Consider the following 16,355-nt stretch of genomic DNA (forward strand, 5'->3'; position numbering starts at 1 on the left):
GTTCAGATCGCATTACGCAGGCTGAGATTTTCCGGGTGCGGCTGCAAGTAGGCCTGCTGCGCGATGTAGCGGTCCGGGTGGAGGCGAAAGTGGTGCTTGAGCAAGGTCAGCGGCACCACCAGCGGCACGATGCCTTGGCGGTATTGGCCGATCACGGTTTGCATTTCCTGCTTATCGTCGGCGCTGATGGCCTGCTTGAGGTAACCGCTGATGTGTTGCAGCACATTGGTGTGCGTGCCGCGGGTGGCGCACTTTTTCAGCCCGCTCATCAGCGCGCTGAAATAGTCGGCGCCCAACGCGTCGAGGTCTTCGCCCCTGGCCATGCTGCCGAGCAGGTTGCCGAGGCTTTTGTAATGCGCCGGGCTGTGGGCCATCAGCAGGTATTTGTAGCGCGCGTGAAAGGCCAGCAGGCGATGGCGGGTCAGGCCTTCGCCGAGCAATTGTTGCCAACTGGCGTAGACGAAGACGCGGGTCAGGAAGTTTTCCCGCAGCACCGGGTCATTCAGGCGACCGTCTTCTTCCACGGGCAGGTTGGGGTGGCGTGCGCAAAAGGCCTGGGCATAGATGCCGCGCCCGCCGCCGTCCACCGGTGCGCCGTTTTCACGGTAGACCTTGACCCGTTCCAGGCCGCAGGACGGCGATTTCTGCATAAAGATGTAGCCGCTCAGGTCGGTGTGCTCGGCGGCCATTTTTTGGCCGTATTCGCCCAGCGGCGCGGTGACATTCAGTTCGCGATGCACGGTGCCGACGGCTTGAGGGGCTGCGGCATCGCCCACCAGGCGAATGGTTTCCCGAGGAATACCCAGGCCGATCGCCACTTCCGGACACAGCGGCAAAAAGTCGAAGTACTCGGCGAGCACTTCGCTGCAGAGTTGCGATTGCTTATGGCCGCCGTTAAAACGCACGTTTTCGCCCAGCAGGCAGGCGCTGATACCAATCTTCGGCTTGATGGACGTGGTGCTGGACATGGCCAACCCTCTGCAAGATTCCTGTACAAATGAATAATCGTGTACAGCTAAATCTCATCATAGAGCTGATGCTGTACAAGTCAAATATTCTGTACAAGTATTTGCGTGAGGGCTATTTCCAGCCGATTCGCCAGTCCTCGGCGTTTTGCAGGGTTTGCCAGGGCAGGCGTTCACCGCGCTGGGTCATGACAGCTTGTAGCTCGATGTCGAGCACGGTGCCTTCTTCATCACAAAACAGTTCGGTGACCAGGAAGTGTTTTTCCTTGTTGCGAGGGTGTGCTGCTGTCCACTTCGACAGCAGCAATTTGGTCGGGTTGATGCGGTTCATTGCAGGTGCTCGATCAAGCGCCGCGCGGCTTCCTGGCCGCTGAGCCAGGCACCTTCGACCCGGCCCGACAGGCACCAGTCGCCACAGACGTACAGGCCCAGGTCGGCGTCGGCCAGCACGCCGAATTCATGCGCGCTGGACGGTCGTGCGTAAAGCCAGCGGTGCGCCAGGCTGAACGAAGGCGCGGGCATGGCGCTGTGCAGCAGTTCGGCGAAGGCGCCGTGCAGGTGCTCGATCACCGCTTCCTTGGACAGGTCCAGGTGCTCCTTGCTCCAGGCGCTGGTCGCGTGCAGCACCCAGGTGTCGAGGGAGGCATCGCGCCCCGGTTTGCTGCGGTTGCGCGCCAGCCAATCGAGCGGGCTGTCTTGCACGAAGCAGCCTTCCATCGGGGTTTCCAGCGGCTTGTCAAAGGCCAGGGCGATGGCCCAGGTCGGGTCCATCTTCACGCCGGCAGCGGCACTTGCCAGTTTCGGTGCGGCGGCCAGCAGGGCGGTTGCTTGCGGGGCGGGCGTGGCGATGATGACGTGGCTGAACGGGCCGTGGTTGCCGCCGTCGGCGTCCAGCAGGTTCCAGTGGTGTTTGCCTTGGAACACTTCGGTGATACGGCAGCCGAACTGCACCGGCAGGTCGTCGAGCAGGGCGCGGGTGATGGCGCTCATGCGCGGCGTGCCGACCCAGCGAATCTGTTCATCGGGGGAGGGCGTGAGTTGGCCGGACTTGAAGTTATACAGCTGCGGCTTCCATTGCTCGGCCCAGCCGTTGCTTTGCCAGCGTTGCACTTCGTTGACGAAGCGCCGGTCGCGGGCGGTGAAGTACTGGGCGCCCATGTCCAGTGCGCCGGCGTCGCTGCGCTGGCTGGACATGCGGCCACCACTGCCGCGGCTTTTATCGAAGAGTTGTACAACGTGCCCGGCGTCTCGTAACGCTCGGGCGGCGGAGAGACCGGCGATGCCGGTGCCAATGATCGCGATGGGGACAGTCATGGGAGGCCTCGTTTTACCGTTGGGTACAGACTACGCCGACACCAATAGCTGTACAATATTGTTTTTTGGTATAAGTTTTGGCGTACCTGATCGTTTGGCATGACCTATGGTTAAAGCTGAGGCTTAAATCAATGTCACGCCCGATTGCAAATGATCCCTGCTTATAAAATAGACCAGTGATCGGTGGCGAACGTTACATGAGGAAGATCCCATGCACATTTTGCTGACCGGCGGTACCGGCCTGATCGGCCGTCAACTTTGCCAACATTGGCTGGCGCAAGGGCATCGCCTGACGGTGTGGAGCCGTCACCCTGAACAGGTCGCCAGGTTGTGTGGCGATGCGGTGCGCGGTGTTGCCAGCCTGCAAGAGGTTATCGGCCCGGTGGACGCGGTCATTAATCTGGCCGGCGCGCCGATCGCCGATCGCCCCTGGACGCATAAACGCAAGGCGCTGCTGTGGAGCAGCCGCATCAGCCTGACCGAAACCCTGCTGGTATGGCTGGAAAGCCTGGCGGAGAAACCGGCGGTGTTGATTTCCGGTTCTGCCGTGGGCTGGTACGGCGACGGCGGCGAGCGCGAACTGACCGAAGCCAGCGGCCCGGTGCAGGACGATTTTCCCAGCCAGTTGTGCGTCGCCTGGGAAGAAACCGCCCAGCGCGCCGAAGCCCTGGGCATTCGCGTGGTGCTGGTGCGTACCGGGCTGGTGCTGGCGGCCGAGGGCGGCTTTTTGTCGCGGCTGTTGCTGCCGTTCAAGCTGGCACTGGGCGGGCCGATCGGTAATGGTCGGCAGTGGATGCCGTGGGTGCATATCAATGATCAAATCGCGCTGATAGATTTTCTTCTGCACCAGCGCGACGCCAGCGGTCCCTATAATGCCTGCGCGCCGCACCCGGTGCGTAACCGCGAGTTTGCCAAGACGTTGGGCGAGGTGCTGCACCGCCCGGCGTTCATGCCCATGCCGGCCTTCGTGTTGAAGGTTGGGTTGGGTGAGTTGTCCGGCTTGTTGCTGGGCGGCCAGAAGGCTTTGCCCGAGCGCCTGTTGGCGGCCGGTTTCACTTTCCAGTTCACTGAGTTGAAGGCGGCCTTGGACGACTTGTCCGGCCGCCTCTAGAGATAGGATGTTGCATGACGGATCACGCGTTGTTACTGGTCAACCTGGGGTCACCGGCGTCTACTTCGGTGGCCGATGTGCGCAGCTACCTCAATCAGTTCCTGATGGACCCTTACGTGATCGACCTGCCGTGGCCGGTGCGGCGTTTGTTGGTGTCGCTGATCCTGATCAAGCGCCCCGAGCAGTCGGCCCATGCCTATGCCTCGATCTGGTGGGAAGAGGGCTCGCCGCTGGTGGTGCTCAGCCAGCGCCTGCAGCAGCAAATGACCGCGCAGTGGACCCAGGGTCCGGTGGAGCTGGCGATGCGTTACGGCGAGCCATCCCTTGAAACGACCCTGGTGCGCCTGGCCGCCCAGGGCATTCAGAAAATCACCCTGGCGCCGTTGTACCCGCAGTTCGCCGACAGCACCGTGACCACGGTGATTGAAGAAGCCAAGCGGGTGGTGCGCGACAAGAAGCTCAAGGTGCAGTTCTCGATCCTGCAACCGTTCTACGATCAGCCGGAATACCTCGATGCGCTGGTGGCGAGCGTGCGGCCCTATGTGGCGCAGGACTACGATCACCTGCTCCTGAGTTTCCACGGCCTGCCCGAGCGCCATCTGACCAAGCTCGATCCTACGGGCGCGCATTGCTTCAAGGATGTCGATTGCTGCAAGAAGGCCTCGCCGGAGGTGCTTGCCACCTGCTATCGCGCGCAATGCTTCAGCGTCGCGCGCAATTTTGCCGAGCGCATGGGCCTGCCGGAGGGCAAATGGTCGGTGGCGTTCCAGTCGCGCCTGGGCCGGGCGAAGTGGATCGAACCCTACACCGAGGCGCGCCTGGACGCGCTGGCCAAGCAAGGCGTGAAAAAGCTGCTGGTGATGTGCCCGGCGTTCGTCGCCGACTGCATTGAGACGCTGGAAGAGATCGGCGATCGCGGCCGCGAGCAATTTCGCGCAGCGGGCGGCGAGGAGTTGGTGCTGGTGCCGTGCTTGAATGACAGCGAGCAGTGGGCGGCGGCGCTTAACACCCTGTGCGAGCGGGCGCCCGTGGCACTGTGATGTGGGAGGGGGCAAGCCCCCTCCCACAGGTGTGACCGTGTTACAGGTTGAGGGTCAAGTTGACCGTGAGGTTGCGCGGTTCACCGGGGCTGACCCAGTAATTGCTGTAGGAGCGTTCGTAGTACTTTTCATCAAACAGGTTGTTAAGGTTCAAACCCACGGTGACGTTGTCCGTGGCCTTGTAATGTGTCAGCAGGTCCACGGTGTGATAGGCGGGCAGTTCGAAGCTGCCGCCGGCTTCACCGGAGCGATCACCGACATAGGTGAACGCCACGCCCACGTCTGAACCGCGCAACGCGCCGTCCTGGAATTCATACACCCCCAACAGGCTGCCGCTGCGCTTGGCCACGCCGAGAATGCGGCTGCCGGTGGGGATGGCTTTATCGCCCTTGGTCACTTCGGCGTCGATGTAGGCGAACGCGCCGATCATGCGCACCGCCTCGCTCAGTTGCCCGCTCAGTTGCAGGTCAGCCCCTCGGCTGCGTGCCTTGCCCATGGCGCGTTGGGTGTCGGTGGCCGGGTCCACGGCCAGCACGTTTTCCTTCTCGATGTGGAACGCGGCGAGCGTGGCGCTGAGGCGCTCGTCGAACAGCTCGCTCTTGATCCCCACTTCATACCCCACGCCTTCTTCAGGCTTGAAGGATTTGCCGCCAGCGTCCAGGCCGTTGTTCGGCTTGAATGAGGTCGAGGCGTTGGCGAACACCCCGACTTCAGGTGTGAGCTGGTAGAGCAGGCCGGCGCGTTGCGTCAGGGCGTCGTGGGTCTGGCGGTGCTTGGCGTGGTGGCGGGTGAAGTCGTCGGTGCGTTGTTCGAAGTGCTCGACGCGCGCGCCGAGCATGCCGCGCAGGCGCTCGGTGAAGATGATCTGGTCTTGCAGGTTCAGTGCCTGGCTTTTTACCTGTTCGGAGAAATCGGTGCCGGAGCGCTCGCCATTGGGTTTGGGCTGGCCGTAGACCGGGTTGTAGATGTCGATCGCGTAGGGGCTGCCGGCGATGGCGGTCACGCGCTCCTTCTTGCGGTAGTCCTCGTACTCGGTGCCGATCAGCAACTCGTGTTGCCAACGGCCGATGTCGAACAGGCCGCGCAGTTCCAGCTGGGTGATGCTGTCGTGCCAACCCATGGAGCGTTCGCGGTAGCGGCGGTCGACGGTGTGGCCGTCGCTGTTCAGCGCGCGGTTTTCCGACGCGTCGCCCCACAGGCTGCCTTGTTTGTAATGGCTGGCCAGGCGCAGTGCCCACGTGTCGTTGAGGTGATGCTCAAGGGTGGCCTGGAGGCGGTTGTTGTGGTTGTTGATGTCGCCGTCGTTGGGCTCGCCGAGGAAGGTAGCGCGCGACATGCCGCGAGGCGCGACGATGCCACGGTCGAAGGTGGAGCGGTGACGCACGAATTCGCTTTCCACCAGCAGGTGCGTGTCGGGGGCCAGTTGCCAACTGAAGGATGGCGCGACGAACACTCGCTTGGCGTCTACGTGATCGCGGAAACTATGGTTGTCTTCCACCGCCAGATTGACCCGTGTCAGCACCTGCCCTTCGCTGTCCAGCGGGGTGTTCACGTCCAGCGCGGTGCGATAGCGGTCCCAACTGCCGGCGCTGGTTTGCAGGGTGGTGAATGCGTCGGGCTGGGGTTTTTTGGTGACGATATTCACCGTGCCGCCCGGATCGCCGCGCCCGTACAGGCTGGCGGCGGGGCCTTTGAGCACTTCGATGCGTTCGAGATTGGCGGCGTCCGGCGTGCTCGGGTAACCGCGGTTGGCGCTGAAGCCGTCCTGGTAGAACTCCGACGTGGTGAAGCCGCGCACGCTGTATTCGTAGAGGGTGAGGCCGCCAAAATTGTTCTGCTTGGAGACGCCGCCGGCAAATTCCAGGGCGCGTTCCACGTCGGTGCTGCCCAGGTCCTTGAGCACGCTGGCGGGAATCACGCTGATGGATTGGGGGATGTCGCGCAGCGCGGTGTCGGTCTTGGTTGCGCTGGCAGAGCGGGTGGCGCGATAGCCATTGACCGGGCCAGTGGCGGATTCGTAGGCGTCGGTGGTGACGCTGATGGTGTCCAGTTCTATGCGAGTGTCTTCGGCGTAGGCGGGGTCCAGCAGCAAACCCAGGGCCAGGCCGGCCAAGGGGGGAAACGTGCGAGGCGGCATGATAGAGCGTTCCAATAGCGGTATTGAAACAATATAACATGTCGTTATGTGGGCGGTTCGGTTCTGAAATATATGCTTACAGGTGCCCGCGAACGGGCACCTGGGGCGCGGGTCATTCCTCTTCCTTCACCGGCGCAGGCGGTGGGCGCAGGCCGATTTCCGCCGACAGATTGAGCTCTTTACCGTTGCGCATCACCTGGATCGTGACCTTGTCGGTCGGCTTGATCCGCGCCACCTGGTTCATCGACTTGCGGCCATCACCGGCCGGTTCGCCGTCGATGTTGAGGATCACATCCCCCAATTGCAGGCCGGCCTTCTGTGCCGGGCCATCGCGGAAGATCCCGGCGACCACGATGCCCGGGCGCCCGGTCAGGCCAAACGACTCGGCCAGTTCCTTGCTCAGCGGCTGCACTTCGATCCCCAGCCAGCCGCGGATCACCTGGCCGTGCTCGACGATCGACTTCATCACTTCCATCGCCAGCTTGACCGGGATCGCAAAACCGATGCCTTGGGAGCCGCCGGACTTGGAGAAAATCGCCGTGTTGATGCCGGTCAGGTTGCCGTTGGCATCCACCAGCGCACCGCCGGAGTTGCCGGGGTTGATCGCGGCGTCGGTCTGGATGAAGTCTTCGTAGCTGTTGAGGCCCAACTGGTTACGCCCGGTGGCGCTGATGATGCCCATGGTGACTGTCTGGCCGACGCCGAACGGGTTGCCGATGGCCAGCGCGACATCGCCGACCCGCAGTCCTTCGGAGCGGCCGATGGTGATGGCGGGCAGGCTTTTCAGGTCGATCTTCAACACGGCGAGGTCGGTTTCCGGGTCGCTGCCGACCACGCGGGCCAAGGTTTCGCGGCCGTCGCGCAGGGCCACTACAATCTGGTCGGCACCGGTGGTCACGTGGTTGTTGGTGAGGATGTAGCCTTCCGGGCTCATGATCACCCCGGACCCCAGGCTCGATTCCATGCGCCGCTGCTTGGGGCTGTTGTCGCCGAAATAGCGGCGGAACTGCGGGTCTTCGAACAGCGGGTGCGCCGGCTTGTTGATGACCTTGGTGGTGTACAGGTTGACCACCGCAGGGGCGGCGATGACCACGGCGTCGGCATAGGTCACCGGGCCTTGCACCATCGTGTTGGTTTGCGGGGCCTGTTGCAGGTTCACATCAAGGCTCGGTAAGCCCACCCACTGGGGGAAACGCTGAATAATCAACATCGCGATCAGCACGCCAGCCAGCAATGGCCATCCAAAAAAACGCAGTGCCTTGAGCATCAAGTAAGTCCTGACAGGTTGCAGGGGGCGGGAGAGCGCCCATAATGTCGCGCATTATACGAGGCTGCGAGCGCCTCGGAACGGGATATTTAGGAGTCTTTTATGGCCGTTGCTTTGAGCACTCTCGTCGAGGAAGCGGACCGCTACCTTGGCAGCGCAAAAATTGCCGATTACTGCCCCAACGGCCTGCAGGTCGAGGGGCGCCCGCAGGTGATGCGCATCGTCAGCGGCGTCACCGCCAGCCAGGCATTGCTGGACGCCGCCGTTGAAGCCCAGGCCGATCTGGTGCTGGTCCACCACGGTTATTTCTGGAAGGGCGAAAACCCGTGCATCACTGGCATGAAGCAGCGCCGCCTGAAGACCCTGCTCAAGCACGACATCAGCCTGCTGGCCTACCACTTGCCGCTGGACCTGCACGCCGAGGTCGGCAACAACGTCCAGCTGGCGCGGCAGTTGGATATCACTGTCGAAGGCCCGCTGGACCCGGCCGACCTCAAGATCGTCGGCCTGGTCGGCTCCCTCGCCGAACCGCTGTCGCCGCGTGACTTCGCCCACCGCGTGCAGAGCGTCTTGGGGCGCGAGCCGCTGTTGATCGAAGGCAGCGAGATGATCCGCCGCGTCGGCTGGTGTACCGGCGGTGGCCAGGGCTACATCGACCAGGCGATTGCGGCCGGCGTCGACCTCTACCTGAGCGGCGAAGCCTCCGAGCAGACCTTCCACAGCGCCCGCGAAAACGACATCAGCTTTATCGCCGCCGGCCATCACGCCACCGAGCGTTACGGTGTGCAGGCATTGGGGGACTACCTGGCGCGGCGTTTCGCCCTGGAGCATTTGTTCATCGATTGTCCCAACCCGATCTAACGCACACCACCCTCCCACATTTGGGAGGGTTCGGCCGGCCATCGCCGCCAAACCTCGGGGCATATCCATATACCGTTTCGATCTAGCTGGCGCCCTGAATAGAAGCAGGTGCTGTGCTAGCATGCCTCGCTCGAACACGGCCCGCTGGCCGTCCATAAGATCGTTTTTCCGTGAGTAGCCATGGTCGACAAACTGACGCATCTGAAACAGCTGGAGGCGGAAAGCATCCACATCATCCGCGAGGTCGCCGCCGAGTTCGACAACCCGGTGATGCTCTACTCGATCGGTAAAGACTCCGCCGTGATGCTGCACCTGGCACGCAAGGCGTTCTTCCCGGGCAAGCTGCCGTTCCCGGTGATGCACGTCGACACCCAGTGGAAATTCCAGGAGATGTACACGTTCCGCGACCGCATGGTTGAAGAACTGGGCCTGGACCTGATCACCCACGTCAACCCGGACGGTGTGGCACAGGGCATCAACCCGTTCACCCACGGCAGCGCCAAGCACACCGACATCATGAAGACCGAAGGCCTCAAGCAGGCCTTGGACAAGTATGGTTTCGACGCCGCGTTTGGTGGTGCCCGTCGCGATGAAGAAAAGTCCCGCGCCAAAGAGCGCGTGTACTCGTTCCGCGACAGCAAGCACCGCTGGGACCCGAAAAACCAGCGCCCGGAGCTGTGGAACGTCTACAACGGCAACGTCAACAAGGGTGAGTCGATCCGTGTGTTCCCGCTGTCCAACTGGACCGAGCTGGACATCTGGCAGTACATCTACCTGGAAGGCATCCCGATCGTACCGCTGTACTTCGCCGCCGAGCGCGATGTGATCGAGAAGAACGGCACGTTGATCATGATCGACGACGACCGCATCCTCGAGCACCTGTCCGACGAAGACAAAGCCCGAATCGTCAAAAAGAAAGTACGTTTCCGTACCCTTGGCTGCTACCCGTTGACGGGCGCGGTGGAGTCCGAAGCCGAGACGCTGACGGACATCATTCAGGAAATGCTCCTGACGCGAACTTCCGAGCGCCAGGGCCGGGTCATCGACCACGATGGTGCCGGCTCGATGGAAGATAAAAAACGTCAAGGCTATTTCTAAGGGGCTGTCATGTCGCATCAATCTGATTTGATCAGCGAGGACATCCTCGCCTACCTGGGCCAGCACGAGCGCAAGGAAATGTTGCGCTTCCTGACCTGTGGCAACGTCGACGACGGCAAGAGCACCCTGATCGGGCGCCTGCTGCACGACTCCAAGATGATCTACGAAGATCACCTGGAAGCCATTACCCGCGATTCGAAGAAAGTCGGCACCACCGGTGACGACATCGACCTGGCGTTGCTGGTCGACGGCCTGCAGGCCGAGCGTGAGCAGGGCATCACCATCGATGTCGCCTACCGCTACTTCTCCACCGCCAAGCGTAAATTCATCATCGCCGATACCCCTGGCCATGAGCAGTACACCCGCAACATGGCCACCGGTGCCTCTACCTGTGACCTGGCGATCATCCTGGTCGACGCACGCTACGGCGTGCAGACCCAGACCCGTCGCCACAGCTTCATTGCCTCGTTGCTGGGCATCAAGCACATCGTCGTCGCCATCAACAAGATGGACCTCAACGGTTTCGACGAAGGTGTGTTCGAGCAGATCAAGGCCGACTACCTGAAGTTCGCCGACGGTATCGCCTTCAAGCCGAGCACCATGGCGTTTGTGCCGATGTCGGCGCTCAAGGGCGACAACGTGGTGAACAAAAGCGAGCGTTCGCCGTGGTACACCGGCCAGTCGCTGATGGAGATCCTCGAAACCGTCGAGATCGCCAACGACCGCAACTACACCGACCTGCGTTTCCCGGTGCAGTACGTCAACCGTCCGAACCTGAACTTCCGCGGTTTTGCCGGCACCCTGGCCAGCGGCATCGTGCACAAGGGCGACGAAGTCGTGGTGTTGCCGTCGGGCAAGAGCAGCCGCGTCAAATCCATCGTCACCTTCGACGGTGAACTGGAGCACGCTGGCCCAGGCCAGGCCGTGACCCTGACCATGGAAGACGAGATCGACATCTCCCGTGGCGACCTGCTGGTGCATGCCGATAGCGTGCCGCAAGTGACCGACGCCTTCGACGCCATGCTGGTGTGGATGGCCGAAGAACCGATGCTGCCGGGCAAGAAATACGACATCAAACGCGCCACCAGCTACGTGCCGGGTTCCATCACCAGCATCGTGCATCGCGTGGACGTGAACACCCTGGCCGAAGGCCCGGCGAGTTCGCTGCAGTTGAACGAGATCGGCCGGGTCAAGGTCAGCCTCGACGCCGCCATCGCCCTGGACGGTTACGCGAGCAACCGCACCACCGGCGCGTTCATCGTCATCGACCGCTTGACCAATGGCACCGTGGCCGCGGGCATGATCATCGCGCCGCCGGTTGTCCACGGCAGCGCCGCGCAGCACGGCAAGTTGGCCCATGTGGCCACCGAAGAGCGTGCCCAGCGTTTCGGCCAGCAGCCGGCAACCGTGTTGTTCAGCGGCCTGTCGGGCGCCGGTAAAAGCACCTTGGCCTACGCGGTTGAGCGCAAGCTGTTCGACATGGGCCGCGCGGTGTTTGTGCTGGATGGCCAGAACCTGCGCCACGACCTGAACAAAGGCTTGCCGCAGGACCGTGTCGGGCGTACCGAGAACTGGCGTCGTGCGGCTCACGTCGCGCGCCAGTTCAACGAAGCCGGCCTGCTGACCCTGGCCGCGTTTGTTGCGCCGGATGCCGAAGGGCGTGAACAGGCCAAGGCGCTGATCGGTGCTGATCGCTTGCTGACGGTCTACGTGCAGGCTTCGCCGCTGGTGTGCGCCGAGCGTGATCCGCAAGGCCTGTACGCGGCCGGTGGGGATAACATCCCTGGCGAGTCCTTCCCCTACGACGTGCCGTTGAATGCCGATCTGGTGATCGACACCCAGGCCCTGTCGCTGGAAGACAGCGTCAAGCAAGTGCTGGAGCTGTTGCGTCAGCGCGGCGCGATCTAAACCTCGCCGCTACAAAAAGCCCGCCACCGAGTGATCGGTGGCGGGCTTTTTACATTCTCAAGATCGGGCTCGGTTAAATGTGGGAGGGGGCTTGCCCCCGATTGCAGAGTGTCAGTCAGAGCATCGGGTGGCTGAACCACCGCTATCGGGGGCAAGCCCCCTCCCACATTTTGTATCAGTGGCGGTCTGGATAATCTGTGTGAAGTTGGCTGAGCAGCGCATCCTTGTCTTCCCACAACCGATTGATCCAGCCCTGGAACGCCAGCCGATACTCGCCATCCTGCTCGTAATTCTTGCCAATGAACTCAGGCGGGATCGGCACTTCTTCGAACCGCACCACCACGTCCTGCACATTCCCGCACAACAAGTCCCAGTAGCCGGGGCGCCCGGCGGGGTAGTGGATGGTCACATTGACCAATGACTTCAACTGCTCACCCATGGCATCCAACACAAACGCAATACCGCCGGCCTTGGGCTTGAGCAAGTAGCGAAAGGGCGAGTGCTGCTGCGCATGCTTGCCCGGCGTAAAGCGCGTGCCTTCGGCAAAGTTGAAAATCCCCACCGGGTTGGCGCGAAACTTCGCGCAGGTCTTGCGGGTGGTTTCCAGGTCCTTGCCTTTCTTCTCCGGGTGTTTTTCCAGGTAGGCCTTGGAGTAGCGCTTCATGAACGGAAAGCCCAATGCCCACCAGGCCAGGCCAATCACCGGTACCCAGATCAATTCCTGCTTGAGAAAGAACTTCAGCGGGCGAATCCGTCGATTGAGCACGTATTGCAGCACCATGATGTCGACCCAGCTCTGGTGGTTGCTGGTCACCAGATAAGAGTGCTGGTAGTCCAGCCCTTCCAGGCCTTTAAGGTGCCAGCGGGTGCGCCGCACCAGGTTCATCCACGCCTTGTTGTTGCTGATCCAGGCTTCATGGGTGTGGTTCATCAGCCATTCGCTGAAGCGCTTGGCGAACGGCAGTGCCTTGAACAGCGCGACGATGAACAGGAACGAACACAGCAGGATCGTGTTCAGCGCCAGCAGCAACGACGCGATCACCCCGCGCACGGCGGCAGGTAGAAAATCCAGCATTTAGATCTCCATAGGTCGGTTGGCGGCTTGAATCGCGGTCAGCGCGATGGTGTACACAATGTCGTCGACCTGGGCGCCGCGCGGCAGGTCGTTCACCGGTTTGCGCAGGCCCTGGAGCATCGGCCCGAGGCTGACGCAATCGGCGCTGCGTTGTACCGCCTTGTGGGTGGTATTGCCGGTGTTCAGGTCGGGGAACACGAAGACCGTGGCCTTGCCCGCCACCAGGCTGTTGGGCGCCAGTTGCCGGGCGACGGTTTCGTTGGCGGCGGCATCGTATTGCAACGGGCCGTCGATCAGCAGCGAGCTTTGTTGTTCATGGGCGAGCAGGGTGGCTTCGCGGACTTTTTCCACTTCTTCGCCGCTGGCCGATTCACCGCTGGAATAGCTGATCATCGCCACCCGTGGCGTGATGCCGAACGCAGCCGCCGAGTCGGCGCTTTGCAAGGCGATTTCCGCCAGCTCGGCGGCGCTCGGGTGCGGGTTCATCACACAGTCGCCGTACACCAACACCTGTTCGGGGAACAACATGAAGAACACCGACGACACCAAGGTGCAGCCCGGCGCGGTCTTGATCAGTTGCAGGGCCGGGCGGATGGTATTCGCGGTGGAGTGGATAACCCCGGAGACCAGGCCGTCGACTTCATCGAGCGCGAGCATCATGGTGGCGATCACCACGGTGTCTTCGAGCTGCTGTTCGGCCATCGGCGCGTTGAGGCTCTTGCTCTTGCGCAATGCGACCATTGGTTCGACATAGCGCTCGCGAATCAGGTCCGGGTCGAGAATTTCCAGGCCTTCGGGCAATTCGATGCCGTGGGCGCGGGCGACCGCTTCCACGTCCGCCGGCTTGGCCAGCAACACACAACGGGCAATGCCGCGGGCCTGGCAGATCGCGGCGGCTTGCACGGTCAACGGCTCGCTGCCTTCGGGCAGGACGATGCGCTTGTTGGCGGCCTGGGCGCGCTGGATCAACTGGTAGCGGAACACCGCTGGCGACAGGCGCATCTCCCGTGGCGTGCCGCAGCGTTGGTGCAGCCAGCGCGCATCGAGGTGGCTGGCGACGAAATCGGTGATGATCTCGGCGCGCTCGCGGTCATCGATGGGGATTTCCTTGTTCAGGCTGTTGAGCAGGTTCGCTGTCTCGTAGGAGCCGGTACTTACCGACAGCACCGGCAGCCCGGCCTGAAAGGCGCCTCGGCAGAGGTCCATGATGCGCGGGTCGGGCAGGGTGTCGCTGGTCAGCAGCAGGCCGGCCAGGGGCACGCCGTTGATCGCGGCCAGGCTGACGGCGAGGATGATGTCGTCGCGGTCCCCCGGCGTCACCACCAGCACGCCCGGCTTGAGCAGTTCCACGGTGTTGCGCATGGTGCGGGCGCAGATGATGATTTTGGACATGCGCCGGGTTTCATAATCGCCGGCGTTGAGGATCTGCGCGCCCATCAGGTCGGCGACGTCGCGGGTACGTGGCGCGTTGAGTTCGGGCTGGAAAGGAATGCAGCCGAGCAGGCGGAAATCCCCGCTGCGCAGCAACGGCGAATGCTCCTTGAGGCGCGCCGAGAAGGCTTCCATGCTTTCATCGGTGCGCACCTTGTTGAGGATCACACCGAGCACTTTCGGGTCTTTCGGGCCGCCGAACAACTGGGCCTGCAATTCCACGCGGCCGGAGAGTTCGGTGAGCACTTCGTTTTCCGGCGCCGAAACCAGGATCACTTCCGCGTCCAGGCTCTTGGCCAGGTGCAGGTTGACCCGCGCTGCATAGCTGGCGCTGCGGGTCGGCACCATGCCTTCGACGATCAGCACGTCCTTGCCCACGGCGGCCTGTTGATACAGGGTGATGATTTCTTCGAGCAATTCGTCGAGCTGGCCGTCGCCGAGCATCCGCTCGACATGGGCCAGGCCCAGAGGCTGCGGCGGTTTGAGGCCGTGGGTGCGAGCGACCAGCTCGGTGGAACGTTCGGGGCCGGTGTCGCCGGGGTGCGGCTGGGCAATCGGTTTGAAGAAGCCGACTTTCAACCCGGCACGTTCAAGGGTGCGCACCAGCCCAAGGCTGATGGAGGTCAGACCCACACCAAAATCGGTGGGCGCGATAAAAAAAGTCTGCATGCGAATTCTCTGGAGGTGCATGGCTTCGGTGGCGCTCTATGGTTGAGTGCCTACCGGGAATCAGGCGCCAAGGTTATCGTTATTCGCGCTCCTGCGCACACCAGCCGCAGGCAAAGGGCTGGCCTATTTTTTCCAGGCGCTGTGCGGGGTCGAGTACCCAGGCGCGCGATTGCCAGGGCGGCTGGTGGCGCAGGTGTTGGGTGTGGCCGCAGGACAGCTCGGCAACCCAGTGCCGGTCGTCGTCCTGGTGGAATCCGAGGATGACGGCGACCGTTGATCGACCCCGTCCGTCCGGGTTCTGTTCGCTTTCGGGCAAATCCTTGTTTAGACTTGTCCGTTCTTCATTCTTATGCAAAAGGTCTCGCCCCATGACGATCGCCGCTAACAAGGCTGTCTCCATCGACTATACCCTGACCAACGACGCTGGTGAGGTCATCGACAGCTCAGCCGGCGGCGCGCCGCTGGTCTACCTGCAAGGCGCAGGCAACATTATCCCGGGCCTGGAAAACGCCCTGGTCGGCAAGAGCGTCGGTGATGAACTGACCGTTGTCGTAGAGCCTGAAAATGCTTACGGCGAATACTCCGCCGAACTGGTCAGCACCCTGAGCCGCAGCATGTTCGAAGGTGTCGACGAACTGGAAGTGGGCATGCAGTTCCACGCTTCCGCGCCGGACGGCCAAATGCAGATCGTCACCATCCGTGATCTGGACGGCGACGACGTCACCGTCGACGGTAACCACCCTCTGGCAGGCCAGCGCCTGAACTTCCAAGTGAAGATCGTGGCCATCCGCGACGCTTCCCAGGAAGAAGTCGCTCACGGCCACGTGCACGGTGAAGGCGGTCATCACCATTGATCGATGTTTTGATCAGGTGGTAGTAAAAACGCCCCGACTGGTTCGGGGCGTTTTTTTGTGCGTGCAATAAAGATTTATGGCGCCCAAACAAAAATGCCCCGGACCTTTCGGTACGGGGCATTTCTTAACTGTTACGCAGGTAAACCTGCGTGGCAGTTTATCGCTTAGGCTGCAGCAGCAAGGTTCAGAGCCTTGATGTGGCCATTCAGACGACCTTTATGGCGAGCAGCTTTGTTCTTGTGGATGATGCCTTTATCGGCCATACGGTCGATAACTGGCACAGCCAGAACGTAAGCAGCTTGAGCTTTTTCAGCGTCTTTTGCGTCAATGGCCTTAACTACATTCTTGATGTAGGTACGAACCATGGAACGCAGGCTGGCGTTGTGGCTGCGACGCTTCTCAGCCTGTTTTGCACGTTTTTTGGCGGAAGGTGTGTTGGCCACCGTCGAGCTCCTCGAAAGACTTTTTAGGAAATAGCAAACAAAATAGGCCGCGAATCATGCCGATGAGTTGATGGGTTGTCAAGGGCGGTTGATGCGAACTGCTGAGTGGTCGATCTGAAGAGGCGGGTGATTTATTTCCGGCGCTTGACCTGTAAACTCGCGAGCTTTGGCGCTGTGCTGTT

Annotated in this window: 15 protein-coding genes; 6 read left to right on the forward strand and 9 right to left on the reverse strand. The window is 61.9% G+C overall.

Annotated elements, in window-relative coordinates; translation table 11 throughout:
- Positions 1–2 precede the first annotated feature (2 nt).
- From J2Y83_RS03330 to J2Y83_RS03340, 3 genes are all read right to left on the reverse strand, one after another.
- Positions 3–968 (reverse strand): YbgA family protein, encoded by a 966-nt coding sequence (locus tag J2Y83_RS03330; RefSeq protein ID WP_253393328.1) that lies wholly within the window; start codon positions 966–968, stop codon positions 3–5.
- Between the two features lie 112 nt (positions 969–1,080).
- Entirely contained in the window at positions 1,081–1,296 is a 216-nt protein-coding gene (locus J2Y83_RS03335; RefSeq protein WP_253393329.1) for a TIGR02450 family Trp-rich protein, read from the reverse strand.
- Positions 1,293–2,279 carry an NAD(P)/FAD-dependent oxidoreductase gene (locus tag J2Y83_RS03340; protein WP_253393330.1) on the reverse strand — a complete coding sequence of 329 codons (987 nt, stop codon included), beginning with the start codon at positions 2,277–2,279 and terminating at the stop codon, positions 1,293–1,295. Before J2Y83_RS03340 ends, J2Y83_RS03335 begins: the two co-directional genes overlap by 4 nt.
- 211 nt (positions 2,280–2,490) lie before the next feature.
- Here J2Y83_RS03340 and J2Y83_RS03345 point away from each other — a divergent pair, with 211 nt between their 5' ends.
- Both J2Y83_RS03345 and hemH read left to right on the forward strand, forming a co-directional pair.
- Positions 2,491–3,390 (forward strand): TIGR01777 family oxidoreductase, encoded by a 900-nt coding sequence (locus J2Y83_RS03345; protein WP_253393331.1) that lies wholly within the window; start codon positions 2,491–2,493, stop codon positions 3,388–3,390.
- A gap of 14 nt (positions 3,391–3,404) precedes the next feature.
- Positions 3,405–4,430, forward strand: a complete 1,026-nt coding sequence (hemH, locus tag J2Y83_RS03350; RefSeq protein WP_253393332.1) for a ferrochelatase — start codon at positions 3,405–3,407, stop codon at positions 4,428–4,430.
- A gap of 40 nt (positions 4,431–4,470) precedes the next feature.
- On the opposite strand, the gene J2Y83_RS03355 is transcribed toward hemH, so the two are convergent.
- Positions 4,471–6,567 carry a TonB-dependent siderophore receptor gene (locus J2Y83_RS03355; RefSeq protein ID WP_253393333.1) on the reverse strand — a complete coding sequence of 699 codons (2,097 nt, stop codon included), beginning with the start codon at positions 6,565–6,567 and terminating at the stop codon, positions 4,471–4,473.
- Positions 6,568–6,679: 112 nt separating this feature from the next.
- Positions 6,680–7,834 carry a Do family serine endopeptidase AlgW gene (algW, locus tag J2Y83_RS03360; RefSeq protein ID WP_253393334.1) on the reverse strand — a complete coding sequence of 385 codons (1,155 nt, stop codon included), beginning with the start codon at positions 7,832–7,834 and terminating at the stop codon, positions 6,680–6,682.
- 102 nt (positions 7,835–7,936) lie between these two features.
- Here algW and J2Y83_RS03365 point away from each other — a divergent pair, with 102 nt between their 5' ends.
- The 3 genes from J2Y83_RS03365 (at position 7,937) to cysN (ending at position 11,701) form a co-directional block, all read left to right on the forward strand.
- Positions 7,937–8,695 carry a Nif3-like dinuclear metal center hexameric protein gene (locus J2Y83_RS03365; RefSeq protein WP_017845498.1) on the forward strand — a complete coding sequence of 253 codons (759 nt, stop codon included), beginning with the start codon at positions 7,937–7,939 and terminating at the stop codon, positions 8,693–8,695.
- 180 nt (positions 8,696–8,875) lie between these two features.
- Positions 8,876–9,793 (forward strand): sulfate adenylyltransferase subunit CysD, encoded by a 918-nt coding sequence (gene cysD / locus J2Y83_RS03370; RefSeq protein ID WP_010565604.1) that lies wholly within the window; start codon positions 8,876–8,878, stop codon positions 9,791–9,793.
- Between the two features lie 9 nt (positions 9,794–9,802).
- A complete protein-coding gene (gene cysN / locus J2Y83_RS03375; RefSeq protein ID WP_253393335.1) occupies positions 9,803–11,701 on the forward strand; it encodes a sulfate adenylyltransferase subunit CysN in 1,899 nt (632 codons plus the stop codon).
- A gap of 175 nt (positions 11,702–11,876) precedes the next feature.
- Here cysN and J2Y83_RS03380 read toward each other — a convergent pair whose 3' ends face one another.
- The 3 genes from J2Y83_RS03380 to J2Y83_RS03390 all read right to left on the reverse strand — a co-directional run bounded on the left by J2Y83_RS03380 (position 11,877) and on the right by J2Y83_RS03390 (position 15,246).
- Entirely contained in the window at positions 11,877–12,776 is a 900-nt protein-coding gene (locus J2Y83_RS03380; protein WP_253393336.1) for an acyltransferase, read from the reverse strand.
- Positions 12,777–14,876, reverse strand: a complete 2,100-nt coding sequence (pta, locus tag J2Y83_RS03385; RefSeq protein WP_253393337.1) for a phosphate acetyltransferase — start codon at positions 14,874–14,876, stop codon at positions 12,777–12,779. It abuts the gene before it with no gap.
- A 79-nt stretch (positions 14,877–14,955) separates the two neighbouring features.
- On the reverse strand, positions 14,956–15,246 hold the full coding sequence (locus J2Y83_RS03390; protein ID WP_321862699.1) for a DUF3565 domain-containing protein: 291 nt from the start codon (positions 15,244–15,246) through the stop codon (positions 14,956–14,958).
- Between J2Y83_RS03390 and J2Y83_RS03395 the strand changes: the two genes are divergently transcribed.
- Positions 15,245–15,730: an FKBP-type peptidyl-prolyl cis-trans isomerase gene (locus J2Y83_RS03395; protein WP_017845493.1), complete on the forward strand. Its 486-nt coding sequence runs from the start codon at positions 15,245–15,247 to the stop codon at positions 15,728–15,730. The two genes, J2Y83_RS03390 and J2Y83_RS03395, sit on opposite strands and share 2 nt — an antisense overlap.
- A 164-nt stretch (positions 15,731–15,894) precedes the next feature.
- Here the strand turns inward: J2Y83_RS03395 and rpsT are convergent, their stop codons facing one another.
- Complete coding sequence (rpsT, locus tag J2Y83_RS03400; protein WP_003215870.1) at positions 15,895–16,173, reverse strand: 30S ribosomal protein S20; 279 nt, start codon at positions 16,171–16,173, stop codon at positions 15,895–15,897.
- Positions 16,174–16,355: the final 182 nt, after the last annotated feature.

It is taken from the genome of Pseudomonas marginalis, from assembly GCF_024169655.1.
GTDB classification, from domain to species: Bacteria; Pseudomonadota; Gammaproteobacteria; order Pseudomonadales; family Pseudomonadaceae; genus Aquipseudomonas; species Aquipseudomonas paraveronii.